Annotated in this window: 20 protein-coding genes; 13 read left to right on the forward strand and 7 right to left on the reverse strand. The window is 72.0% G+C overall.

Going from position 1 to position 22,506, the window contains the following annotated elements:
- The first annotated feature begins 103 nt into the window (after positions 1–103).
- A complete protein-coding gene (locus OHA55_RS25910) occupies positions 104–1,117 on the forward strand; it encodes an MBL fold metallo-hydrolase (protein ID WP_266710053.1) in 1,014 nt (337 codons plus the stop codon).
- Between the two features lie 41 nt (positions 1,118–1,158).
- A complete protein-coding gene (locus OHA55_RS25915; protein WP_266710054.1) occupies positions 1,159–1,665 on the forward strand; it encodes a hypothetical protein in 507 nt (168 codons plus the stop codon).
- 54 nt (positions 1,666–1,719) lie between these two features.
- Here the strand turns inward: OHA55_RS25915 and OHA55_RS25920 are convergent, their stop codons facing one another.
- On the reverse strand, positions 1,720–2,361 hold the full coding sequence (locus tag OHA55_RS25920) for a DUF4352 domain-containing protein (protein WP_266710055.1): 642 nt from the start codon (positions 2,359–2,361) through the stop codon (positions 1,720–1,722).
- A 374-nt stretch (positions 2,362–2,735) separates the two neighbouring features.
- On the opposite strand from OHA55_RS25920, the gene OHA55_RS25925 reads away from it, so the two are divergent.
- The 11 genes from OHA55_RS25925 to OHA55_RS25975 all read left to right on the forward strand — a co-directional run bounded on the left by OHA55_RS25925 (position 2,736) and on the right by OHA55_RS25975 (position 15,986).
- The gene (locus OHA55_RS25925; protein WP_266710056.1) at positions 2,736–3,131 is read left to right on the forward strand and encodes a cell division protein SepF; all 396 of its coding nucleotides are present in this window, start codon (positions 2,736–2,738) and stop codon (positions 3,129–3,131) included.
- A 55-nt stretch (positions 3,132–3,186) separates the two neighbouring features.
- The gene (locus OHA55_RS25930) at positions 3,187–4,416 is read left to right on the forward strand and encodes an ATP-binding protein (RefSeq protein ID WP_266710057.1); all 1,230 of its coding nucleotides are present in this window, start codon (positions 3,187–3,189) and stop codon (positions 4,414–4,416) included.
- Entirely contained in the window at positions 4,413–4,772 is a 360-nt protein-coding gene (locus OHA55_RS25935; RefSeq protein WP_266710058.1) for a nucleotide pyrophosphohydrolase, read from the forward strand. Before OHA55_RS25930 ends, OHA55_RS25935 begins: the two co-directional genes overlap by 4 nt.
- 123 nt (positions 4,773–4,895) lie before the next feature.
- Positions 4,896–5,387, forward strand: coding sequence for a DUF6099 family protein (locus OHA55_RS25940; protein WP_266710059.1), 492 nt, complete (start codon positions 4,896–4,898; stop codon positions 5,385–5,387).
- Positions 5,388–5,571: 184 nt separating this feature from the next.
- Positions 5,572–6,495, forward strand: a complete 924-nt coding sequence (locus OHA55_RS25945) for an LLM class F420-dependent oxidoreductase (RefSeq protein WP_266710060.1) — start codon at positions 5,572–5,574, stop codon at positions 6,493–6,495.
- 58 nt (positions 6,496–6,553) lie between these two features.
- Positions 6,554–7,525: a homocysteine S-methyltransferase gene (gene mmuM, locus OHA55_RS25950; RefSeq protein ID WP_266710061.1), complete on the forward strand. Its 972-nt coding sequence runs from the start codon at positions 6,554–6,556 to the stop codon at positions 7,523–7,525.
- A 91-nt stretch (positions 7,526–7,616) separates the two neighbouring features.
- The gene (locus OHA55_RS25955; RefSeq protein WP_266710062.1) at positions 7,617–9,137 is read left to right on the forward strand and encodes a 3' terminal RNA ribose 2'-O-methyltransferase Hen1; all 1,521 of its coding nucleotides are present in this window, start codon (positions 7,617–7,619) and stop codon (positions 9,135–9,137) included.
- Positions 9,134–11,842 (forward strand): polynucleotide kinase-phosphatase, encoded by a 2,709-nt coding sequence (locus OHA55_RS25960; protein WP_266710063.1) that lies wholly within the window; start codon positions 9,134–9,136, stop codon positions 11,840–11,842. The genes OHA55_RS25955 and OHA55_RS25960 overlap by 4 nt, the downstream gene beginning before the upstream one ends.
- Before the next feature lie 87 nt (positions 11,843–11,929).
- Positions 11,930–13,162: an arginine deiminase gene (locus OHA55_RS25965; RefSeq protein WP_266710064.1), complete on the forward strand. Its 1,233-nt coding sequence runs from the start codon at positions 11,930–11,932 to the stop codon at positions 13,160–13,162.
- 117 nt (positions 13,163–13,279) lie between these two features.
- A complete protein-coding gene (argF, locus tag OHA55_RS25970) occupies positions 13,280–14,290 on the forward strand; it encodes an ornithine carbamoyltransferase (RefSeq protein WP_266710065.1) in 1,011 nt (336 codons plus the stop codon).
- A gap of 223 nt (positions 14,291–14,513) precedes the next feature.
- Complete coding sequence (locus OHA55_RS25975) at positions 14,514–15,986, forward strand: APC family permease (protein WP_266710066.1); 1,473 nt, start codon at positions 14,514–14,516, stop codon at positions 15,984–15,986.
- Here the strand turns inward: OHA55_RS25975 and OHA55_RS25980 are convergent.
- The 6 genes from OHA55_RS25980 to OHA55_RS26005 form a co-directional block, all read right to left on the reverse strand.
- Positions 15,937–16,386 (reverse strand): ATP-binding protein, encoded by a 450-nt coding sequence (locus OHA55_RS25980; RefSeq protein ID WP_266710067.1) that lies wholly within the window; start codon positions 16,384–16,386, stop codon positions 15,937–15,939. The two genes, OHA55_RS25975 and OHA55_RS25980, sit on opposite strands and share 50 nt — an antisense overlap.
- 371 nt (positions 16,387–16,757) lie before the next feature.
- Entirely contained in the window at positions 16,758–17,891 is a 1,134-nt protein-coding gene (locus OHA55_RS25985; RefSeq protein ID WP_266710068.1) for an FAD-dependent monooxygenase, read from the reverse strand.
- A gap of 58 nt (positions 17,892–17,949) precedes the next feature.
- Entirely contained in the window at positions 17,950–18,519 is a 570-nt protein-coding gene (locus OHA55_RS25990; protein WP_266710069.1) for an ATP/GTP-binding protein, read from the reverse strand.
- A gap of 5 nt (positions 18,520–18,524) precedes the next feature.
- Complete coding sequence (locus OHA55_RS25995; protein WP_266710070.1) at positions 18,525–18,941, reverse strand: DUF742 domain-containing protein; 417 nt, start codon at positions 18,939–18,941, stop codon at positions 18,525–18,527.
- Positions 18,938–19,375, reverse strand: a complete 438-nt coding sequence (locus OHA55_RS26000) for a roadblock/LC7 domain-containing protein (RefSeq protein ID WP_266710071.1) — start codon at positions 19,373–19,375, stop codon at positions 18,938–18,940. The genes OHA55_RS25995 and OHA55_RS26000 overlap by 4 nt, the downstream gene beginning before the upstream one ends.
- Positions 19,372–22,278, reverse strand: a complete 2,907-nt coding sequence (locus OHA55_RS26005) for a nitrate- and nitrite sensing domain-containing protein (protein WP_266710072.1) — start codon at positions 22,276–22,278, stop codon at positions 19,372–19,374. Before OHA55_RS26005 ends, OHA55_RS26000 begins: the two co-directional genes overlap by 4 nt.
- Positions 22,279–22,506 lie beyond the last annotated feature (228 nt).

Genomic DNA, 22,506 nt, shown 5'->3' on the forward strand with positions numbered 1-22,506 from the left:
GGGCCGGGAGGACACGAACGCCACCCGGCCCTCCGTCACGCGCGGGTGTGGTTTCCGGGGCGGGAGCGCACGGCGTGTCCGCCCCGCGCGGCATAATCGCACCATGTCGATCACGGGTGGGGACTTCGTCGAGCTGGGCCGGGGACTGCACGTCTGGCTGCCGCCGGACCGGGGCTGGGGACTGGCCAACTGCGGCCTGCTCGCCACGCCGAAGGGGGCACTGTGGATCGACACCCCCTACGACCGGACGCTGGCCGGGCAGTTCCTGGCGGACAGTCAGGAACGACTGCCCGAGGGCGTTTCGGTCGACCGGGTGATCGTCACCCACGCCAACGGCGACCACTTCTGGGGTGCCGGAGTCGTACCGGACGCCGAGATCATCGTCACGCGCGGCGCCCGCGAGCACATCCACTTCGAGCCCTCGCCGCAGCAGCAGCACTCCCTGATCGCCTCCGGCGACCCGGACACGCCCCTCGGGGCCTACCTGTCCCGGCACTTCGGCCCGTTCGACTGGTCGGAGACCGAACCGGTCGTACCGACCACGTACTTCACCGGAGAGCTCGAACTGACCCTGGACGGCCACCCGGTACGCATCACGGCGCTGCCGCCCGCCCACACCACCGGCGACCTGATCGTCCACCTGCCGGACCACGGCACGGTGTTCACCGGCGACGTGATCTTCGGCTCCACACCCGAGCGGCCCGGCGACCACCCGTGCCACTGGGCAGGTCCGCTCGCGCAGGTGGTCGAGGCGTGCGAAACCGTCCTGGCGACCGGCGCGGAGACCATCGTGCCGGGCCACGGTCCGCTGCTCGGCCCGTCCGGAGTCCGTGACCACATCGACTACCTCGGCCATGTGCGCGAGCGTGCCCACGCCTACCACGCGGCCGGAATCCCCGCACCGGTGGCGGCCCGCCGGATCGTCGCCGAGAACCGCCACCCCGATCTGGGCCTGCCCGAGCGGCTCGCGGTGACGGTCGGCACCGAGTACCGGCATCTGGACGGTGCCGAGCAGGGCGGCGTTTTCGAGGCGATGTTCGAAGTAGCCGCGCTGGCACGGGACATCGAGCAGGGGCTGCTGCCGGCCTTCGTTCCGGAGCAGGCCGCCGACCGGTGAGGGGAGCTTCCGCATCCCCCTGCGCCGGGTCGCTGACCCTCGTGGCCGGCGCCGCAGCGGCGAGCCTGCTCCTCGGCGGGTGCGGCGCGGGCGAGGCGCCCGCGCCGACGGCCCACGCGACGGAGAACGGGGTCACCGTGACGGTCACCCTCCTCCCTGGCGACGGTCGCGGCGAGCAGCGGCTCCGGGCGACCTTCGCCCCGCGGCAGCCGGGGTTCCACGTCTACGGCATCGACCTGCCCGACGGCGGTGCCGCCGGTGCGGGCATCCCGACCCGGCTCTCCGTGGAGGGGGGCCTCGCCGCCGCGGGCCAACCGACGGCCGACCGCGAGGTCGTCCTCCTGCGCCCGGCGGGACTCACCGCCGCACTCCCCGTCTACCCGGACGGACCGGTGACCTTCACCCTGCCGGTCCGCCGGACCCCCTCCCGAAGCGCCCCCCGTGGAGCCCTCCGGGGGGCCGACGTGGTCGTCAGCTACGGAGCCTGCGGGGAGAGCCGCTGCCTCATCCCCGTCAGGGACAAGAGGATCCACCTCGGCCTCGGATGAGACGGCCCCGGCAGGGGCCCGGGCAGGCGGATTCGCGGGGGCCGCGCCGCGCGGTCAGGAGACGTTGCCGCGGATGCTGTCGCCCAGCAGCCCGTCGCTGAAGGTGACGTACTTGGCGGTGAACGCGCCCGCACCGGTGACGGTGCCCGTGAGGTTCTCGCCCGGGGCGAGCGTGACCATCTCGATCTGGTCCTCGTCCACGCCGAGTTCAGCCGTGTGCTTGCCGCCGCCGGTGTCGGTGATCGTGAAGTAGAGGGGGTTCACGTCGATGTCCTCGTCCCCGGAGTTGGTGACGGTGACCTCGACGCTGGTGTAGTCGTCGCCCTCGGCGAGGACTCCCTTCTTGAACGCGACGGCCTTCGCCACGACGGTCACCGGTCCCTCCGTGGCCGGCTTCCCCTCCGACGTGCCGGAACTCGCTCCGTCCTCGCCGGACCGTGCCTTCGCGGTGGCGGCCGGTTTGCCGGTGTCCTCGGCGTCCTTGGCGGACGGGTCGTCACCGCCCGACGAGAGAGTGGCGACGAGGGCGACGATCACCACGAGGAACCCGACGATCCCCAGACACCCGAAGCCGATGATCTTCCCGGCCTTGCCCTTTTTGGGCGCCGGCGGCGCTACCCACCCGGGCTGCTGACCGGGACCCGGCTGCTGTCCGTACCCCGGCTGCTGTCCGTATCCGGGCTGCTCGTGCGACATGTGTCTCCCTGCGTGGTTCGTGGAGACATGACCGTATCGGCATGAACTGCGGCTATGGAGCGCTGTGTTCCGCCAGTGACGCCTCTGTGACGAACCCGTGGAGGAGTGTTCGGTTCCGGGCGCGAGCGAGGGCGCGGGCCGCCCGACCGGCACCCCGGAACGGCGCGGGGCACGGCGACTGGATCGACCGAGTCGTCTCGGGCTACGTTGATGCCTCGTCCGGAGCCGACCCGGCACGTGGCGGGGCCGATCCGGAGGATCGGATTCCCGGCCGTGTCGCTGGTGGGCCGAACGGGTGAAGGACGAGAGGATTGCCCGATGAACAGCGAGCGCAGCCGGTGGACCGTCGACCGGCACACGGACGAGGTGACCCTGTGAGCAGGTACGACAGGTACGACGCCACTGACGCACAGTGGGAGGGCCTGGCCCAGGTGGTACCGCTGCGGGGCCGCAACGAGTGGCCGTCCCGTGTCGATCACGGCGCGGTCCGGCAGGACAGCGCCGAGGAGCAGCGCCGACTGGTGGTGCTGCGGGTCCAGGTCTTCTCCGACGCCCGCGAGGTGGCCGAGTACCTCGTCGCGCAGGTACCGGTCCTGCTCGATCTGACGGCGGCCGAGACGGACGTGGCCAAGCGCATCCTCGATTTCAGCAGCGGGGTCGTCTTCGGGCTCGGCAGCGGTATGCACCGGGTGGACCGGAACGTCTTCCTGCTCGCCCCGATCGGCATGGAGGTCGAGGGGGTCACCCCGGCGGGCATCCCTCAATCGTAGGAAGCTTGTCCGGGCAAAACGGTTCGCCCACCGGCGCCGTGCGTACGGTCCGGTCATGACCACCACCGCCCCTCCTCCGGGTACGACCCGCGTCTGTCCGCCCCGTACCGCACCCGGCCCACCGGCCCGGCCCGTCCGCCCCGTCGTCACCGAACTGCGGCTCGCCGCCTTCGCCTCGCACCGGCGCAGAACCCTTCCCCTGGGGCCGTTGACCCTGCTCACCGGCCCCAGCGGCAGCGGCGCGTCCTCCGCCCTGCGGGCCTACGAGGCGCTGGCCCGGCTCGGCGCGGGCGACGCGCTGGAAGAGGTGTTCCCCGATCCCGTCTCCTGCGTGCCCGAGCGCGCGGTGGCCGATTCCGAGGGCAGACGCGGGTTCCGCATCGGCTGCACCGTCGACGGCCCGGCCGGACCGGTCCGGCTCGACGTGGCCGTCCAGGCCGAGCCGTCCCTGCGCATCGTGGGCGAGCGGCTCGCGGCGGGCGGGCAGACCCTGCTCACCACCGCGCTGCGCGACCCGAGCCGCTCCACCGTGCAGGCCGCCTGGCACACGGCCGGCCAGGTGCCGGTGACCCGGGCTCCCCTCCCGGACGGCCGGCTGGCCACGGCGCTGCTGCCGCTGCGGGTCGCGGGCACCACCGAGGGCCAGTTACGCGTACTCGCCGCCGCCGAGCAGGTGGTGGTGGGCCTGCACTCCGCCTTCCCCTGCGATCCGCTGCCCCGGGGGATGCGCGGACCGGTCCGGGCCGGGGAGGGCCGCCTGCGCCCCGGCTGCGACAACCTCGCCGCGGTGCTGGCCAGGACCCGTACGCAGTGCGCGCAGCGGCACGCCCGGCTGGTGGCCACGGCGGCGGCCGGGTGCGCGGGGCCGGTGACCGGGCTGACCACACGGGATCTGGCGGACGGCACGGTGGAGGCGCTGGTGGGGCGCGGCCCCGGGCGCACCACCCCGATGGGCCGCCTCGGCGACGGCGAACTGCGCTATCTCGCCCTCGCGCTGGTGCTGCTGACGGGCCCCCATGTGCTGGAGGTGAATACCCCGGACGAGATCCCCTGGGCCATGCGCGCGCTCACCGTGCTGACCGACGGGTTCGACCGGGGCCTGGACGGGCGCCAGGCGGCCGGACTGCTCCGGCTCGCCGCCGGGATCTGCGCCGACGGACACCTGAGGATGATCGGCACGGTGGGGGAGACGGGCGCCGCCCTGGCCGCCCGGACGGAGGGCGCGACCGTGGTGGATCTGGCCGCCCGGACGGACGGCGCGACAGTGGTAGACCTGTCCGGGTGAACGATCTCGATGTGACACAACTCCAGCGACGACTCGTCGCGTTCGCCGAGTCCAGGGAGTGGGGGCAGTACCACACCCCCAAGAATCTGGCTGCTGCCTTGAGCGTCGAAGCCTCCGAACTGCTGGAGATCTTCCAGTGGATGACCCCGGAACAGGCGGTGGCGGTGATGTCCGACCCGGGGACGGCGCACCGGGTGGAGGACGAAGTGGCCGACGTCCTGGCCTATCTGCTCCAGTTCTGTGCGGTCCTCGGAGTGGATGCGCTGGCGGCGCTGTCGGCGAAGATCGACCGGAACGAGACCCGTTTTCCGGTCCCGGGACGGCCCGGCGCCCCTGAGCATCACTCTTCGGAGTGATCAGCTTTTCCACAATCGACTGTGTATCCACAGATTTCCGAATTCCTCTGTCCTTTCGGTACCGCCTACCTCACTGTGGGTAATGGACTAGGTGACCGGGTTTTCGTAGTGACGGGGGACCGAATGGAAGCGGAACGACTGGTCGGGATCGGACGGCGCGCGCTGGCGGAGAGCCGGGGCGCGGCGGACATCATGACCGAGGCGTGGCAGGCCCAGGCGCTCGCTCGGGCCATCGGCGACCGGCTGGCCGCCGCCGGGCCCGCCGAGTTACGCGGTGACGCGCGTGGGCTCGGTGAGATCGGTGGGCGGGACTGGTCCGCACCGGATGCGCCGGTGTTCCTGACCGGACAGGCGCGGGCGGCCCGCCTCACGGAGGTGGCCGACGTGTCGCGGACCCTCGCCGCTCTGGCGCTGCTGCTCGGCGAGGCCGGCATGGCTCTCGTCGGGGTCGCCTGCGACACCGGCGAGGACACCCTCTACTGGCAGTGCATCGAGGCGATAGACGCCGCCGACGAATCGATGGACCGGGTGCGGGGCATGCTCGCCCGCCTCACCGAACAGGCGCGGGAGCGGGCGAGGGAGCGGGACGGCCCGTACGGCGCGGTGCGGGGTTAGTGCGGGGGTGTGGAGAGTGTCGTCACGGTGCCGTCGCCCCGCAGACGGCGGTGTGACGACATTCCTGGGGGAGTGAGTACCGGTGGCGGGGCGCTCGGCCTGTCCGGGGCCCGTCCCGTGTCCGGGGTGTGTCGGGGGCAGGCCCGTGCGAGGGGAGCAGGGCGGGAAGAGGCAGGATGGAAGCATGGATCTGCGCATTTTCACCGAGCCCCAGCAAGGGGCGAGCTACGACACCCTGCTGACCGTCGCCAAGGCCACGGAAGACCTCGGCTTCGACGCCTTCTACCGCTCCGACCACTACCTGCGCATGGGGTCCGGTGACGGCCTGCCGGGCCCGACCGACGCCTGGATCACGCTGGCAGGTCTGGCCCGCGAGACCAAGCGCATCCGCCTCGGCACACTCATGACGGCGGGCACCTTCCGACTGCCCGGCGTGCTCGCCATCCAGGTCGCCCAGGTCGACCAGATGTCCGGCGGGCGGGTCGAACTGGGCCTGGGAGCCGGCTGGTTCGAGGAGGAGCACAAGGCGTACGGCATCCCCTTCCCGAAGGAGAAGTTCGGGCGCCTGGAGGAGCAGCTCGCCATCATCACCGGCCTGTGGGCCACCGAGGTCGGCAAGACCTTCGACTACGACGGCACCTACTACCAGCTCACCGACTCGCCCGCGCTGCCCAAGCCGGCCCAGGCCAAGGTGCCGGTGCTGATCGGCGGGCACGGCGCGGTCCGTACCCCGCGGCTGGCCGCGCGGTACGCGGACGAGTTCAACATCCCGTTCGCCTCGCTGGAGGACACGGAGAAGCAGTTCGGCCGGGTACGGGAGGCGGCCAAGGCGGCAGGACGCGCCCCCGACGACCTGGTGTATTCCAACGCCCTCGTGGTCTGCGTCGGCAAGGACGACGCGGAGGTGGCCCGCCGGGCCGCCGCGATCGGCCGGGACGTGGAGGAGCTGAAGGCGAACGGCCTCGCTGGCTCGCCGGCCGAAGTGGTCGACAAGATCGGGCAGTTCGCGGCGGTCGGGTCCTCGCGGATCTACCTCCAGGTCCTCGACCTCGACGACCTGGACCACCTGGAGCTGATCTCCTCGCAGGTCCAGTCCCAGCTGGCCTGAGCCACCGGGCCGGCCGCCGACCGAGGGGCCGAGCCGCCGCGCCGGAGAAGGAGTACCTGTGCGCCCCGTCCGCAGACCGCTCGCCGAGGTCCTCGCCGAGGGCCCGGTGGTGCTCGACGGAGGGCTCTCCAACCAGTTGGAGGCCCAGGGGTGCGAGCTGTCCGACGCGCTGTGGTCGGCGAGGCTGCTGGCGGACGCGCCCGAGCAGATCGAAGCCGCGCACGGGGCGTACGTGCGGGCGGGCGCGCAGGTGCTCATCACGGCCAGCTACCAGGCGACGTTCGAGGGGTTCGCCCGCCGGGGGATCGGACCCCTCCGGGCGGCGGAACTGCTCGCGCGGAGCGTGGAACTGGCCCGCCGCGCGGGCGACCGCCGCGAAGGCGAGACCTGGGTGGCCGCCTCGGTCGGGCCGTACGGGGCGATGCTGGCGGACGGCAGCGAGTACCGGGGCGGCTACGGCCTCTCCGTCGCGGAGCTGGAGCGGTTCCACCGCCCCCGGGTGGAAGCGCTGGCCGCGGCCGGGCCGGACGTGCTGGCGCTGGAGACGGTGCCGGACATGGACGAGGCACGGGCCCTGCTCCGGGCCGTCGCGGGTACCGGCATCCCGGTCTGGCTCTCGTACACCGTCGCGGGCGGGCTGACCCGGGCCGGGCAGCCGTTGCGGGCGGCCTTCGCCGAGGCCGCGGGGAACGACCAGGTGATCGCGGTCGGGGTCAACTGCTGCGACCCGGCGGACGCGGAGGCAGCCGTCCGGTGTGCGGCGGAGACCACCGGCAAGCCGGTGGTCGTCTACCCCAACAGCGGGGAGCGGTGGGACGCGCGGCGGCGCCGGTGGACGGGCGCGAGCACCTTCGGCGACCCGGATCAAGTCCGCGCCTGGACGCGGTCCGGGGCACGGCTGGTCGGCGGATGCTGCAGGGTCGGCCCGTCGCGGATCGCGGCACTCGGCCGCTCACTGGACCCGGGGGCGGAGGCGGACCCGGGGGCCGGGACCGGCCCCGGAGCGGACCCGGGGGCCTCGGGCGGCTGACACGGCCCGCGCCGGGCGGGGACCCGGCGGACACGGGTGGCGCGGAGAAAATCCCTGGTGAGGAGGGAACCCGCCGACGATACTCGGACGGGTGTTCATGACGATCAGTACCACCGGAACCCCGGAACTTCCCGCGACCGACCTCGGCTTCCTGCTGCACAAGCATCCCGACAAGGCGCAGACGTTCTCCACCTCGCACGGCACGGCGCACGTCTTCTACCCCGAGGCGTCCCCCGAGCGGTGCACGGCCGCGCTGCTGCTGGAGGTCGATCCGGTGGCGCTGGTCCGGCGCGGCAAGGGCAAGGGACGGGGCGGAGCACCCGACGCGGCGCTCGCGCAATACGTCAACGACCGTCCGTACGCCGCCTCCTCGCTGATGTCCGTCGCCATGACGACCGTCTTCAAGTCCGCGCTGCGGGGCGACTGCCGGGCCCTGCCCGGCCGCGTGGCCGCACCCCTGCCGCTGCGGATCGAGATCCCGGCCCTGCCCGCGCGCGGCGGCGCCGAGCTGGTACGGAAGCTGTTCGGGCCGCTCGGCTGGGAGCACGTGGGGGTGGAGCCCGTACCGCTGGACGAGCGGTTCCCCGAGTGGGGCGACTCCCGTTACGTGCGGCTGGTGCTGGAAGGGGAGCTGCGACTCTCCGACGCGCTGCGTCAGCTCTACGTCCTGCTGCCGGTACTCGACGACGCCAAACACTACTGGGTGGCGCCCGACGAGGTGGACAAGCTGTTGCGGGCCGGTGAGGGCTGGCTCGCCGCGCACCCGGAGCACCGGCTGATCACCAGCCGCTACCTCTCCCGCCGCTGGGGGCTGACCCGGCAGGCCGAGCAGGCGCTCGAACTCGTCCGCCTCGCCGAGTCGGACGACCTCGACGTGGAGAGCGTGGACAACGCGGTGGACGAGTCCACCGACACCCCGGAGCGCCCGGTGCCGCTCGCGCAGCACCGGCGCGAGGCGATCCTTTCGGCGCTGCACGGGGCCGGGGCGTCGAGAGTGCTCGACCTCGGCTGCGGCCAGGGGCAGTTGGTCCAGGCGATGCTGAAGGACGTGCGGTTCACCGAGATCGTCGGTGTCGACGTGTCGATGCGTGCGCTCACCATCGCCGCTCGCCGGCTCAAGCTGGAGCGGATGGGCGAACGGCAGTCCCGCCGGGTCGAGTTGCGTCAGGGCGCGCTCACGTACACGGACAAGGGGCTGCGGGGGTACGACGCGGCGGTGCTCAGCGAGGTGGTGGAGCACCTGGACCTGCCGAGGCTGCCCGCCCTGGAGTACGCGGTGTTCGGCGCGGCGAGGCCCCGGACGGTGCTCGTCACCACGCCGAACGTCGAGTACAACGTGCGCTGGGAGACCCTGCCGGCCGGACACGTCCGCCACGGCGACCACCGGTTCGAGTGGACCCGGGCCGAGTTCCGCGAATGGGCGGTCACGGTGGCGGACCGGCACGGCTACACGGTCGCCTTCACCCCTGTGGGTCCGGACGATCCGGAGGTCGGACCGCCCACCCAGATGGCGGTGTTCACGCTGGCCGAGAGCGACAGCGCGAGCAGCGACAAGCGCACCAGCACGCACGCGAACACGAACGAGAGAGAGAAGGAGGCGAAGGCGGCATGACCACCGACGACAACAGCACCGAAGGCCACAGCACCGGCGACAACGGCACCGAAGGCCACAGCACCACCACCAGCACCCCCGACACCACCACCGGCGAAAACAACCCGAGCACCGCCTCCACCGCCGGTACCGCCGCCACCGCCACCACCGGTACCGCCCCGCCGGCAGCCCGGCCCCGGACCCTGCCCGTGCCCGACCTCTCGCTCGTCGTGCTGATCGGGGCCACCGGTTCCGGCAAGTCGACGTTCGCGCGCCGCCACTTCAAGCCCACCGAGGTCGTCTCCTCGGACTTCTGCCGCGGCCTCGTGGCCGACGACGAGAACGACCAGAGCGCGAGCCGCGACGCCTTCGACCTCCTGCACTACATCGTCGGCAAGCGCCTCGAAGCGGGCCGGCTGACCGTGGTGGACGCCACCAACGTGCAGTCCGAGTCCCGGCGTCAGCTCGTCCGGCTGGCCCGGGAGCACGACGTGCTGCCGGTCGCCGTCGTGCTCGACCTGCCCGAGGAGGTCTGCCGGGCGCGCAACGCGAAGCGGCCCGACCGGGCGGACATGCCGGGCCACGTCGTCCAGCGTCACCGGCGCGAGCTGCGCCGTTCGCTGCGCGGCCTGGAGCGCGAGGGCTTCCGCAAGGTGCACGTGCTGCACACCGAGGAGGAGACCGACCGGGCGGTCGTCGAGCGCGAGCGCCGGTACAACGACCTGCGCCACCTCACCGGCCCGTTCGACATCATCGGCGACATCCACGGCTGCCACAGTGAGCTGGAGTCCCTGCTCGCCAAGCTCGGTTACGCGGACGGCACCCACCCCGAGGGGCGTACCGCGGTCTTCGTGGGCGACCTGGTCGACCGCGGCCCGGACAGCCCCGGCGTGCTGCGCCGGGTGATGTCCATGGTCGCGTCGGGCGACGCCCTCTGCGTGCCCGGCAACCACGAGAACAAGCTGGGCCGTTACCTCAAGGGCCGCAAGGTCCAGCACAGCCACGGCCTGGCCGAGACCATCGAGCAGCTGGAGCGGGAGGACGCGACCGACCCCGAGTTCCGCAAGCAGGTGGCGGAGTTCGTCGAGGGGCTCGTCAGCCACTACGTCCTGGACGGCGGCGACCTGGTGGTCTGCCACGCCGGGCTGCCCGAGAAGTACCACGGCCGCACTTCCGGCCGGGTCCGCTCGCACGCCCTGTACGGCGACACCACCGGCGAGACCGACGAGTTCGGCCTGCCCGTGCGCTACCCGTGGGCCGAGGAGTACCGGGGCCACGCGGCGGTCGTCTACGGCCACACCCCGGTCCCCACGGCCTCCTGGGTCAACAACACCCTCTGCCTGGACACCGGCGCGGTGTTCGGCGGCAAGCTGACCGCGCTGCGCTGGCCGGAGCGCGAGATCGTCGACGTACCCGCCGAGAAGGTCTGGTACGAGCCGGTCAAGCCGCTGGCCTCCGAGGCGCCGGGAGGCAGGGAGGGCCGTCCCCTCGACCTCGGGGACGTCCACGGCCGGCGGATCGTGGAGACCCGTCACCTGGGCCGGGTCTCGGTGCGCGAGGAGAACGCCGCAGCCGCGCTCGAAGTGATGAGCCGGTTCGCGGTCGACCCGAGGCTGCTGCCGTACCTCCCGCCGACCATGGCGCCGACCGCCACCTCCCGCGAGGACGGGTACCTGGAGCACCCGGCCGAGGCGTTCGCGCAGTACCGGGCCGACGGTGTGGCCACGGTCGTGTGCGAGGAGAAGCACATGGGTTCGCGCGCGGTCGCCCTGGTGTGCCGGGACTCCGGTGCCGCCCGTGAGCGCTTCGGCACGGACGGGCCGACCGGCGCGCTCTACACCCGTACCGGGCGGCCGTTCCTCGACGACACGGAGCTCACCGAGACGCTCCTCGGCCGGATCAGGTCCGCCGTCACCGCCGCGGGGCTCTGGGAGGAGTGGGACACCGACTGGGTGCTGCTCGACGCGGAACTCCTGCCGTGGTCGCTGAAGGCGGGCGGGCTGCTGCGCTCCCAGTACGCCGCCGTGGGCGCCGCCGCCGGTGCCGCCCTCCCGCCGGCCCTCGCCGCGCTGGAGGCGGCCGCGGGCCGGGGTGTCGACGTGGCCCCGCTCGCCGGGCGCCAGCGCGAGCGCGCCGGGGACGCCGCCGCGTTCACCGAGGCGTACCGGCGCTACTGCTGGAGCACCGAGGGGCTGGACGGGGTGCGGCTCGCGCCGTTCCAGGTCCTCGCGGTCCGCGGGCGCTCGCTCGCGGGCGAGCCGCACGACGCACAGCTCGGATGGCTGGACCGGCTGGTCGAGCACGACCCGACCGGCCTGCTCCAGGTGACCCGTCGGCTCACCGTCGACACCGGTGACGAGGCGTCCGTCCGCGCGGGTGTCGACTGGTGGCTGGAGATGACCGGCAGCGGTGGCGAGGGCATGGTCGTCAAGCCGCTCGGCGCTCTCGTCCGGGACGGCAAGGACCGGCTCGTGCAGCCGGGCGTCAAGGTGCGCGGCCGGGAGTACCTGCGGATCATCTACGGCCCCGAGTACACCCGCCCCGAGAATCTGGAGCGGCTGCGCTCCCGCTTCCTCGGCCACAAGCGGTCGCTGGCGCTGCGGGAGTACGCGCTCGGTCTTGAGGCGCTGGACAGGCTGGCCGGGGGCGAGCCGCTCTGGCGGGTCCACGAGGCGGTCTTCGCCGTCCTCGCCCTGGAATCGGAGCCGGTCGACCCCCGGCTGTAGCCGGGGCCGGCCCGGCTGTGACGCACGCCCCGCGATCGGGGGCCGGTTCGCGGGGTGAAGCGGGTGCCGTCCGGTGAGGATGAGGACATGGGATTCCATGTCGACTCCGAGGCCGGGCGGCTGCGCCGCGTCATCCTGCACCGCCCCGATCTGGAACTGAAGCGGCTCACCCCGAGCAACAAGGACGCGCTCCTCTTCGACGACGTGCTCTGGGTGCGCCGCGCCCGGCAGGAGCACGACGGCTTCGCGGACCTGCTGCGCGACCGGGGCGTCGAGGTCCACCTCTTCGGAGACCTGCTCCGGGAGGCCCTGGGCGTCCCGGTGGCCCGCCGGCTGGTGCTGGACCGGGTCTTCGACGAGAAGGAGTACGGCCCGCTGGCCACCGAGCACCTGCGGGCGGCCTTCGAGGAGCTGACCCCGGCGGAGCTGGCCGAGGCGCTGGTGGGCGGGATGACCAAGCGGGAGTTCCTGGACCGGCACGCCGAGCCGGTCTCGGTCCGCTTCCACGTCATGGAGCCGGACGACTTCCTGCTCGGCCCGCTGCCCAACCACCTCTTCACCCGGGACACCTCCGCCTGGATCTACGACGGGGTCTCCATCAACGCCATGCGCTGGCCCGCCCGGCAGCGCGAGACGGTCCACTTCGAGGCGATCTACCGCCACCACCCGCTCTTCACCGGCCCCGAGGCGGGCGCCTTCCACCACTGGTCGCAGGGACAGCACGACTACCCGTCGACCATCGAGGGCGGGGACGTCCTGGTGATCGGCCGGGGCGCGGTCCTCGTCGGGATGAGCGAACGCACCACCCCGCAGGCGGTCGAGATGCTGGCGCGCGGGCTCTTCGACGCCGGTTCCGCGCACACGATCGTGGCGCTGGACATGCCGAAGCGGCGGGCGTTCATGCACCTGGACACCGTGATGACCATGGTCGACGGCGACACCTTCACCCAGTACGCCGGTCTCGGCATGCTGCGTTCGTACACCATCGAGCCGGGGGACGGGCCCCGCGAACTCAAGGTCACCGACCACCCTCCGGAGCACATGCACCGAGCCATCGCCGCCGCCCTCGGCCTGGACGCGATCCGCGTCCTCACCGCCACCCAGGACGTCCACGCGGCCGAGCGCGAGCAGTGGGACGACGGCTGCAACGTGCTGGCCATCGAGCCCGGGGTGGTCGTCGCCTACGAGCGCAACGCCACCACCAACACCCATCTGCGCAAGCAGGGCATCGAGGTGCTGGAGATCCCGGGCAGCGAGCTGGGCCGGGGCAGGGGCGGCCCCCGCTGCATGAGCTGCCCGGTCGTACGCGACGCGGTGTAGGTCGTGCACGGCGGTGGTCCGGCACCCCGGGAGCTCTGTATAGCAATGCATTGCCTCGTATACACTTCCAGAGTTACGGTACGCCGAAGATCCTCGTCCGACCCAGGAGCAAGAACCATGGCCATAGACCTTGCAGGCCGTCACTTCCTCAAGGAGCTCGACTTCACCGCCGAGGAGTTCCTCGGGCTGGTCGAGCTGGCCGCGGAACTGAAGGCGGCCAAGAAGTCCGGGAGTGAGGTTCAGCGGCTGCGCGGCAAGAACATCGCGCTGATCTTCGAGAAGACGTCGACCCGTACCCGCTGCGCCTTCGAGGTCGCCGCCGCCGACCAGGGCGCCTCCACCACCTACCTGGACCCCTCCGGCTCCCAGATGGGGCACAAGGAGTCCGTACGGGACACGGCCCGGGTGCTCGGCCGGATGTTCGACGGGATCGAGTACCGGGGCGACAGCCAGCACGCGGTCGAGGAGCTCGCCGCCAACGCGGGCGTCCCGGTCTTCAACGGCCTCACCGACGACTGGCACCCCACCCAGATGCTGGCCGACGTCCTCACCATGGTCGAGCACTCCGCCAAGGACATCCGCGAGGACGGCTTCGCCTTCGCCTACCTCGGCGACGCCCGGTTCAACATGGGCAACTCCTACCTGATCACCGGCGCGCTCCTCGGCCTCGACGTGCGGATCGTGGCCCCCGAGGCGTACTGGCCGAACGCGGACGTCGTGGCGAAGGCCCGGGAACTGGCCGCCGGCAGCGGCGCGAAGATCACCCTCACCGAGGACGTCGCCGAGGGCGTGGCCGGCAGCGACTTCGTCGCCACCGACGTCTGGGTCTCCATGGGCGAGCCCAAGGAGGTCTGGACCGAGCGCATCGCCGCGCTCGCCCCGTACTCCGTGACCATGGACGTGCTGCGCGCCACCGGGAACCCCGGGGTGAAGTTCCTGCACTGCCTGCCCGCCTTCCACGACCTCGGCACCGCGGTCGGCCGGGACATCCACGCCGTGCACGGGCTCACCGAGCTGGAGGTCACCGACGAGGTCTTCGAGTCCTCCCACTCGGTGGTCTTCGACGAGGCCGAGAACCGGATGCACACCATCAAGGCGGTCCTCGTCGCCATGCTCGCCGGCGCCTGAGCCGTACGGCCGGGCACGACGGACGCGGCTGGTTTCCGCGTCCTCGTCCCTTCTGCATGCCGATGCGTGCAATTGGGTGAACATGCGCGTCGGCGGCTACCATGGTCTGTCTCGTTGGGGTCCGAGCTTGCAGGCTCGGGCCCCATTGCCATGTACGGCACCGCCCCCCACGGCACGCCGGGCCTGGTCCCCCCACCGCGCCACAAGAGAAGAGAAACGCCGCATGAGTGCGCAGCGCACGATCCGGCCGGGCCCACCCAGCTCCGGCCCGCGCCGCAAGAGCCCCGAACAGCTGGTCGCCGAATCCGGTGCGGACCTGGAGGGCCACGGCCTCAAGCGCACCATGGGCCTGTTCCAGCTCGTCTGCTTCGGTGTCGGCGCGGTCGTCGGTACCGGCATCTTCGTCGGGCTGTCGGACAGCGTCTCGGAGGCGGGTCCCGCGGTGGTGATCTCCTTCGTCCTGGCGGCGATCACCTGTATCTTCACGGCGTTCTCCTTCGCCGAGCTGGGCGGTGCGATCCCCGTCTCCGGCAGCTCCTACTCCTTCGCCTACGCCACCTTCGGCGAGCGCACCGCGTTCCTCGTCGGCGGCTGCCTGCTGCTGGAGTACGGCGTCTCGGTCTCCGCGGTCGCGGTGGGCTGGAGCCAGTACGTCAACGAACTGCTGCACAGCCTCTTCGGGGTGCAGCTGCCCGAAGCGCTCTCCGGCGGCCCCGCCGACGGCGGAGTGGTCAACCTCCCGGCCGTGCTGGTCATCGCCATGGCCGCGGCACTCCTGGTGCGCGGGGTCCGGGAGAGCGCGAGCGCGACCGCCGCGATGGTGGTGCTGAAGATCGGCATCCTGATCGCGTTCTGCGCCATCGCCTTCACCGCGTTCCGCCACGACAACCTGACGCCCTTCGCGGGCAGCGGCATCTCCGGGATCACCTCCGGGGCCTCGCTGGCCTTCTTCTCGTACATCGGCTTCGACGCGATCACCACCGCGGGCGAAGAGGTCAAGAACCCCCGGCGGAACATCCCCGTCGCGATCATGATCTGCCTCGGTCTGGTCACGCTGCTCTACTGCGCGGTCGCCGTCGCCGCCATCGGGGCGCTGGGCCCGGACGAGGTCGCGAACACGCCCGCCGCGCTGTCGGCGATCGTCAACGAGGTGACCGACTCCACCGTGGGCGGCGGCATCGTCGCGTTCGGCGCGGTCGTCGCCATCGCCTCCGTGGTGCTGGCCGTGATGTACGGGCAGACCCGCATCCTCATGTCGATGGCCCGGGACGGACTGGTGCCGAGGATCTTCGAACGGGTCTCCCCGAAGACGCACACCCCGGTCGCCAACACCTGGATCGTCGCCGCGGTCTTCGCGGTCCCGGCCGCCTTCTCGTCGCTCGACGCGGTGGTCAACCTGACGACCATCGGGACCCTGGGCGCGATGGCCGTCGTCAACCTCGCCGTCATCCAGCTGCGCCGCCGCAACCCCGCGCTGAGGCGCTCCTTCCGGGTGCCGCTCTATCCGGCCAGCCCGATCCTGGGCGTCGCGTTCTGCGTGTACCTGATGTACGGGACCGGCTGGGAGGCCTGGGCCGAGTTCGCGGCCTTCCTGGTCGCGGGCTCCCTCCTGTACTCCTTCTACAGCCGCAGCCGCTCGCGCCTGGTCAGCTCCGAGGAGTCGGACCCGCCTGGGCAGGCACCACCGGCAGCGTGAACCAGACCGCCTTGCCGTGCTCAGTGGTGCGGTGGCCGCAGGCGGAGCTGAGCGTGCGGATCAGCAGCAGACCGCGCCCGTACTCCTGCCACGGGTCCGGCATGGTGTCCGGGCCGGGTGCGGTCAGTCCGCCCGGCGGCTCGGGGTCACGGTCGTGGACCTCCACTTGACAGCCGGTCGGCAGCAGCTCCACGACCAGCTCGATGGGCTCCTGGCCGTCGGTGTGCTCGACGGCGTTCGTCACCAGCTCGGCGGTGAGCAGCTCGGCGGTGTCACTGTCCGTGGGCGCCTCGATGTCGGTGAGTGCCGAACGGATGAGGGCGCGGGCGATCGGTACGGCCGCCGTCGTGTGCGGCAGCTCGATGCGCCAGGAGGCGGATGCGGGGTCGACGGGCGGCAAGACGGATTCCGTTCGGGTCGCGTGATTCCTTGTGCGGAAGCCGTCCCGCGACGGAGGGGCCGTCGTGCTGCGGACGTCCACGTCAGGATGCTTCCGTATACCAGGCCATGGATCGGGGCGTCCGTACACGGGGCCGACCAACCGGCATGAAAAGGACTTTCGCACCCACGGTCTCACGAACCGCCCGCCCCATGGCTGTGAGGACAGTCACTCTACGCGCCATGAGGTGATGGCGTCCCACCCTCCGTGGCCGGGTGGACGGCGGTCTCCCGGTCCGAAAGGGCCCGGACGCGGGACGGGGCCCGGACATCCGTGCGGACGTCCGGGCCCCGTCGGGCACCGCCGGTTGGACCTCGGCCCACCGGGTGCGATCAGTACGGCTTGACGAGCACGTGGGCGGCGCCCGGGATGCCGATCTTCAGGAGCTCGTCCTCCTCGGGCGTCGTCGGGTTGCCGGTCTCCTGCTTGAGGACCGCACGCGACAGGCTCTGCACGAACATCGCGCGGGGCCGGCGACGTGCCTCCCACGCGGCGAGCGCCGCCGGGACGTCGGCCTCGGCGTCGAGCGACCGCGCCAGCACCAGGGCGTCCTCCACGGCCATCGCCGCGCCCTGCGCCAGCTGCGGCGCGGAGGCGTGCGCGGCGTCACCGGCGAGCACGACCCGGCCGACGTGCCAGGGCTCCTCGACGGTCACCTGGGAGATGCGGGAGTACACCACGGCCGCCGGGTCGGTGACGTGCTTCAGCGCCTCCGCCACCGGCCCGCCGAAGGCGGTGAGCCGCTCCGCCAGCTGCTCGTGCGCGCGCTCCGGGTCCGGCCGGAAGTCCGGCTCCTCGCCGAAGACGGCGCCCAGGTACATCAGCTCGTCGGTGATCGGGGTGAGCAGCGCCTTGGCGGCCTCGTTGCCCGCGCTCATCACGACGCCCTGGACCTCGGGCAGGCGCGGCACGGTGACCCGCCAGTTGGCGAAGCCGGTGTACTCGGGGGAGTACGTGTCGCCGTACAGGCGGCCACGCAGCGGCGAGCCGATGCCGTCGAAGCCGACGACCAGGTCCCAGCGGGCGGACGAACCGTCCGACAGGGTCACGTCGACCCCGGCGCCGTCGTCGGACAGCTCGGTGATCGTCGTGCCGTAGGACACCGTCGCGCCGGCGGCCGTCGCCGCCTCGGCGAGGATCCGGGCCAGCTCGGGCCGGGGTATGCCGTTGTTCGAGGGAGCGTCGTCCATGCGCGGCTGCGGGATCTTGGCCAGCGGGGCGCCGGTCGGGTCGCAGATGGTGAGGATCTCCCACTCGAAGCCGGCTTCGAGGCAGGCGTCCAGGGCCCCGATCTCCCGCATCACGTGGAGGGCGTTGGACGGCTGGATGATGCCGACGCCGAGAGCCTCGACGCCGTCGCGCAGTTCGGCGACCCGGACGGTGTGACCGCTCCGGGCGAGCGCGGTGGCCAGGGTGAGGCCGCCGATCCCGCCGCCGTGGATCAGTACGCGCAGGGGTGTTGCCATGTCTGTTCTCTTTCCCGGGAGGTCGATGAGTGCGGGGAGGGCAGGGGCGGCGTGGCGGTCAGCCGACCGCGGCCGGCAGGGCCATCAGATGGTCGACCAGCGCCAGCAGCACGTCGCGGCCGAAGGACCGCTCGCGCACGTCGCCGACGAGGAGCGGGACGTGCGGGTCCAGGTCGAGCGCCGCACGGATCTCCGCGGCGCTGCGGGTGTTGTGCCCGTGGAAGCAGTTGATCGCCACCACGAAGGGGATGTCCCGGCTCTCGAAGAAGTCGATCGAGGCGAAGCTGGTGTCCAGCCGGCGGGTGTCCGCGATGACGACACCGCCGAGCGCCCCGTTGACCAGGTCGTTCCACATGAACCAGAAGCGCTCCTGTCCGGGCGTGCCGAACAGGTAGACCACCAGCTCCGGGCTGACCGTGATGCGGCCGAAGTCCAGCGCGACCGTCGTGGTGCTCTTCTGGCCGACACCGGCCAGGTCGTCCACGCCGATGCTGGCCTTGGTCAGGAATTCCTCGGTGCGCAGCGGCGCGACCTCGCTGACCGCGCCCACCAGGGTGGTCTTTCCGACGCCGAAGCCACCGGCGATGAGTATCTTGACGGCGCTGGGCGCCGTTTGGGGCGTTGTCATCTTGCTCAGAGTCTCCGGAGTCCGTCACGTACGGCGGCCAGCAGGCCCATGTGGGCCCCGCCGGAAGCCCGCGCCACCGACAGCGGGGCGCGGGCCAGCAGCAGGCCCTGGGAGACCAGATCCGCCAGCAGGATCTTGGTCACCGAGATCGGCAGGTCGAGATCGGCGGACACCTCCGCGACCGCCGCGGGGTGCGTGCAGCGGTCGAGGATCATGCGGTGTTCCGGCTGGAGCCGGCCCGGCCGCAGCGGTGCACCGTGCTCGTCGCGCATGTCGTGCACGGTCGTCAGCACGGTGATGAGGGTGAAGTCGTCCCGCTCGGGAGCGGTCCGTCCCCGGGTGATCGTGTACGGGCGCACCATGGTGCCCGCACCGTCGTCCTCATAGGCGTCGGTCTCGTCGTCGTCCCAGTAGGGCGTCACACCCGCTGCCCGTCCCCGGTGCCGAAGGCGTCGAACTCGCCGCGCACGGGGGCGGTGAGCTTCTGGCCGACCTGCTGGACCAGGTTGTGCATGGCGAGCGACATCACCTCGGCGTCCACCTCCTGGGAGGCGACGACGGCGAGGTGGGTGCCCTGACCCGCGGTGATGATGAAAAGCCAGAGGTCGGCCAGTTCCACGATGACCTGGTGCACCGTGCCGCCCCGGAAGAGCTGGCCCACGCCCCGGGCGAGGCTCTGCTGGCCGGTGCAGATCGCGGCGAGCCGCTCGGCGTCGGACCGGTCGATGGTCCGGGAGTGGCTCACGACCAGTCCGTCGTCGGACAGCAGTACGGCGTTGACGGTCTCGGCCACCGAGTCCACCAAGCCGTCGAGCAACCAGTCGAGATCCTGAAGCGTGGCCGTTGTGCGTGTCATGACCGTTCTTCTCTCGGATTGAGGGGCGATGGGGGAGTGGTGGGCTGCGCGGGCGCCCCGTCGGCCGAACGCGCCTCGCGCGACCGCCGCTGGAATGCGCCGATGGCAGCACCGGCACGCCGGGGAGCGGGCCTGAGCAGGGGGTTCTCGTCCCAGCTCGGGGTCCTGGGGGCGGCTGCCGGACGGCCGGCCGCGGGATCGACCCGCAGCTCGTCGACCAGGCTGGCCTGGCGGACCCGGCGGGGGAGCGGGGGCTCCGAACCGGGGGCCTGGGCGTCCCCGCCGGGCGGGAGCGCGGGATGGCCGGAGACCTCGGGCTGCCGCTCTCCGCCGTGCGTGTGGTGCCCGTACGGCGACGTCTCCGGCCCCGGGAAACCGCCGGTGCCGGTGTACGGCTGCTCCTGGTACGGCTCCTGGTACGACGGCTCCGCGAACGACGGCTCCGCGAACGACGCGTCCGGGAAGTCGGACTCCGGCGCCGGGTACGCGCCGGCCGGCGCGTCCTGTTCCGGGAAGCCGAGGTCCGGCACCGGGTACTGTCCGGCCGCCGTCATGTACGGCTGCTCCGCCGGGGCGTACCCCTGGTCCTCCGGCGCGTAGGGGTCCGGAGGTGATCCGTACGACGGGGCGCCGGGACCGTAGGAGTCCTCGGCGGTGCCGTACGACTCCTGCGCGGGGGCGTAGGAGGTGTCGGGGTACCGCTCCTGGCCGTACGGCTCCGAGGGGCCGGAGTACGGGGTCTCCGGGACCGTGTAGGTACCGGACTGGACCGGCCGGTCCGTGTCCGCGGCGGCGGGGGGCCGCTCCTCGGACAGGGCGGACGGCTCGGACCGCTGGGAGCGGGCGGCGGCGTGGTCGACCAGTGCGGTGACCCCGGCCATCGCCCGGCCCTGGACCCGGGACGGGAGCGCGCCGGTGGAGGCGGGGACCTCCTCGCGCACGGGTTCCGGGGCGGGGACCGCGGCGGCGGGCACGGCGGACACCGAGCGCCCGGTCGGGTGGGCGACCGTGAGCTCGTCGGGCACGAGCACGACGACACGGGTGCCGCCGAACGCCGACGAACGGAACTCCACGCGCAGACCGTGCTGGTGGGCGAGGCGGGAGATCACGTGGAGACCGAGCCGGATGTCCTCGGAGTGGGCGAGCACGTCCATCCGGGGCGGCCGGGTCATCAGCTCGTTGGCTTCCGCCAGTTGGTGCTCCTCCATGCCGAGCCCGCGGTCCTCGACCTCGATGGCCAGGCCACGGCTCACCTTGGCGGCGCGCACCTCCACCGGGCTCGGCGGCCGGGAGAACGCCAGCGCGTTCTCGATCAGTTCGGCCAGTACGTGCGAGACCGGGCCGACGGCCCGCTCGGAGAGCCAGGGTGTTCCGTCGAGGTCGAGGACCACCCGCTGGTAGTCCTGCACCTCGCCCTGGGCGGAGCGCATGACGTCCAGCAGCGGGACGGGCTTGCGCCAGCGCCGGTGCGGGGCGCCGCCGGCCAGGATGACCAGGTTCTCCTCGTACCGGCGCAGACGCGCGGTGAGGTGGTCCAGGTCGAAGAGGCCGTCGAGCACCTCGGGGTCCTCGTGCTTGCGCTCCAGCTCGTCCAGCTTCTTGAGCTGCTGGCCGATGAGCTGCTGGGTGCGGCGGGCGATGCGCTGGAGGAGGCGCTCGAACCCGCGGTGCTGGTCGGCCTGTCTGACGGCGGCGGCGAGCGCACTGGTGCGGGCGAGGTTGAGCGCGGCGCCGAGCCGGGTGAGCTCGTCGCCGGACTTGTCCTCACGGTCGGACTCGATGGCGCGGGCCTCGGCCTCGACATCGATCTTCTCGCCCTGGCCGAGCCGTTCGACGACGTCCGGAAGGGTGCGTTCCAGTTCCTCCGCGTGGTCCTGGAGACGCTTGATGCGGCGGCGCAGGTTACGCGTGAGGCGCCAGGTGGTGAGGATGACCGCGATCACGGCGAGCAGGCCGACCACCGTGGTGATCACCATCTTGACCAGCAGGGACACGATGCTGTCCTTGCCGATCGAGACCACCAGAGAGGTGCGGTGTTCGAGCAGGGCCACCAGCTGGGGCGTGACCTGGTCCATCGTGGAGCGCCAGGACTTCTCGGAGGCGACGATCCTGACGTACCCCTTGGAGTCGGCGTCGCGGGGCGCGAGGATCTGCGCCTCCAGCTTCGTCTTCGTCTTCCAGGCCTCGCCGTCGGCCATCTTGTTCCACATCGCCCGCTCGTCGGCGGGGAGGTTGGGGAGCACCTTCGTGGAGTACTGGAAGGACTGGCCGGTGATCTCCTCGCGCAGCTGCGCGAGGTCCGCGGTGCTGAGCTTGCCGTCGGGCCAGCCGCGGGCCAGCAGCGCGTCCGAGCGGGACGCCATCTCCTTGACCCAGAAGAGGTCGACCAGCGGCGCGGACGCGGTGGTCACCTCGCCGTTGTCCACCTGACTGAGGGCGGAGAACAGCTGGAGGTCGACTTCGATGAGGTCGGTGTAGTAGCCGTAGACCACCGCCTGCTGTTCGTCGTCGCCCTGGTCGACCAACGTCCGTTGCGCGGGGAGCTGGTTGATCGACTCACGGGCCTTGCCGACGGCCTCGCGCACCGTGGCCGGAGCGCTGTCGGCGGAGATGTCGGAGACCGACTGGAAGGTCGCGATCGCCTTGTCGGTGAGCTTCCTCTGGCGTTGGAGGGCCTCCTTCGAAGCATCGGGATCGGCCAGCGCCTCCGCGCTGAGCCGCCGTTCCTCCTGCAGGTTGTAGTACACGATGTTGGACGGCTGGCCGGCCTTCTGGGCCAACTGCCCCTGGGCCGCCTGCCGCTGGAAGTCGAGCAGGGTCTGTCCGCTGGTGACCGCCCAGAGGGCCGCGAGGGCGACGCCGGGGACGATGGCCAGGATGAGCAGGGCTGTCCGCAGCGACATGGGGGTCGAGTCGGTGCGCCGAGACGCGCGCGTGCGCAGGGCATGCTCCTTGACGTGGGTGACGGTCTCACGACCAGTCAATTCCGTTGAGAACTTCGACACATAGATACTAGGCACAGTGAAAAAATGAAGAGAAAGTGGGCTCACGCGAACAACACCGGTCCCACATATCCCTCACACCGACAGGGGGCCCCAGGGGCGCGTCCCGGGACCGCCCGGGTGGTCATG

It is taken from the genome of Streptomyces sp. NBC_00102, assembly GCF_026343115.1.
GTDB lineage: Bacteria > Actinomycetota > Actinomycetes > Streptomycetales > Streptomycetaceae > Streptomyces.

Coding starts and splice junctions, on each gene's coding strand:
- OHA55_RS25910 (WP_266710053.1), top strand. CDS start 104: ATGTCGATCACGGGTGGGGACTTCGTCGAGCTGGGCCGGGGACTGCAC.
- OHA55_RS25920 (WP_266710055.1), bottom strand. CDS start 2,361: ATGTCGCACGAGCAGCCCGGATACGGACAGCAGCCGGGGTACGGACAG.
- OHA55_RS25930 (WP_266710057.1), top strand. CDS start 3,187: ATGACCACCACCGCCCCTCCTCCGGGTACGACCCGCGTCTGTCCGCCC.
- OHA55_RS25940 (WP_266710059.1), top strand. CDS start 4,896: ATGGAAGCGGAACGACTGGTCGGGATCGGACGGCGCGCGCTGGCGGAG.
- OHA55_RS25945 (WP_266710060.1), top strand. CDS start 5,572: ATGGATCTGCGCATTTTCACCGAGCCCCAGCAAGGGGCGAGCTACGAC.
- OHA55_RS25960 (WP_266710063.1), top strand. CDS start 9,134: ATGACCACCGACGACAACAGCACCGAAGGCCACAGCACCGGCGACAAC.
- OHA55_RS25965 (WP_266710064.1), top strand. CDS start 11,930: ATGGGATTCCATGTCGACTCCGAGGCCGGGCGGCTGCGCCGCGTCATC.
- argF (WP_266710065.1), top strand. CDS start 13,280: ATGGCCATAGACCTTGCAGGCCGTCACTTCCTCAAGGAGCTCGACTTC.
- OHA55_RS25975 (WP_266710066.1), top strand. CDS start 14,514: ATGAGTGCGCAGCGCACGATCCGGCCGGGCCCACCCAGCTCCGGCCCG.
- OHA55_RS25985 (WP_266710068.1), bottom strand. CDS start 17,891: ATGGCAACACCCCTGCGCGTACTGATCCACGGCGGCGGGATCGGCGGC.
- OHA55_RS25990 (WP_266710069.1), bottom strand. CDS start 18,519: ATGACAACGCCCCAAACGGCGCCCAGCGCCGTCAAGATACTCATCGCC.
- OHA55_RS26000 (WP_266710071.1), bottom strand. CDS start 19,375: ATGACACGCACAACGGCCACGCTTCAGGATCTCGACTGGTTGCTCGAC.
- OHA55_RS26005 (WP_266710072.1), bottom strand. CDS start 22,278: ATGTCGCTGCGGACAGCCCTGCTCATCCTGGCCATCGTCCCCGGCGTC.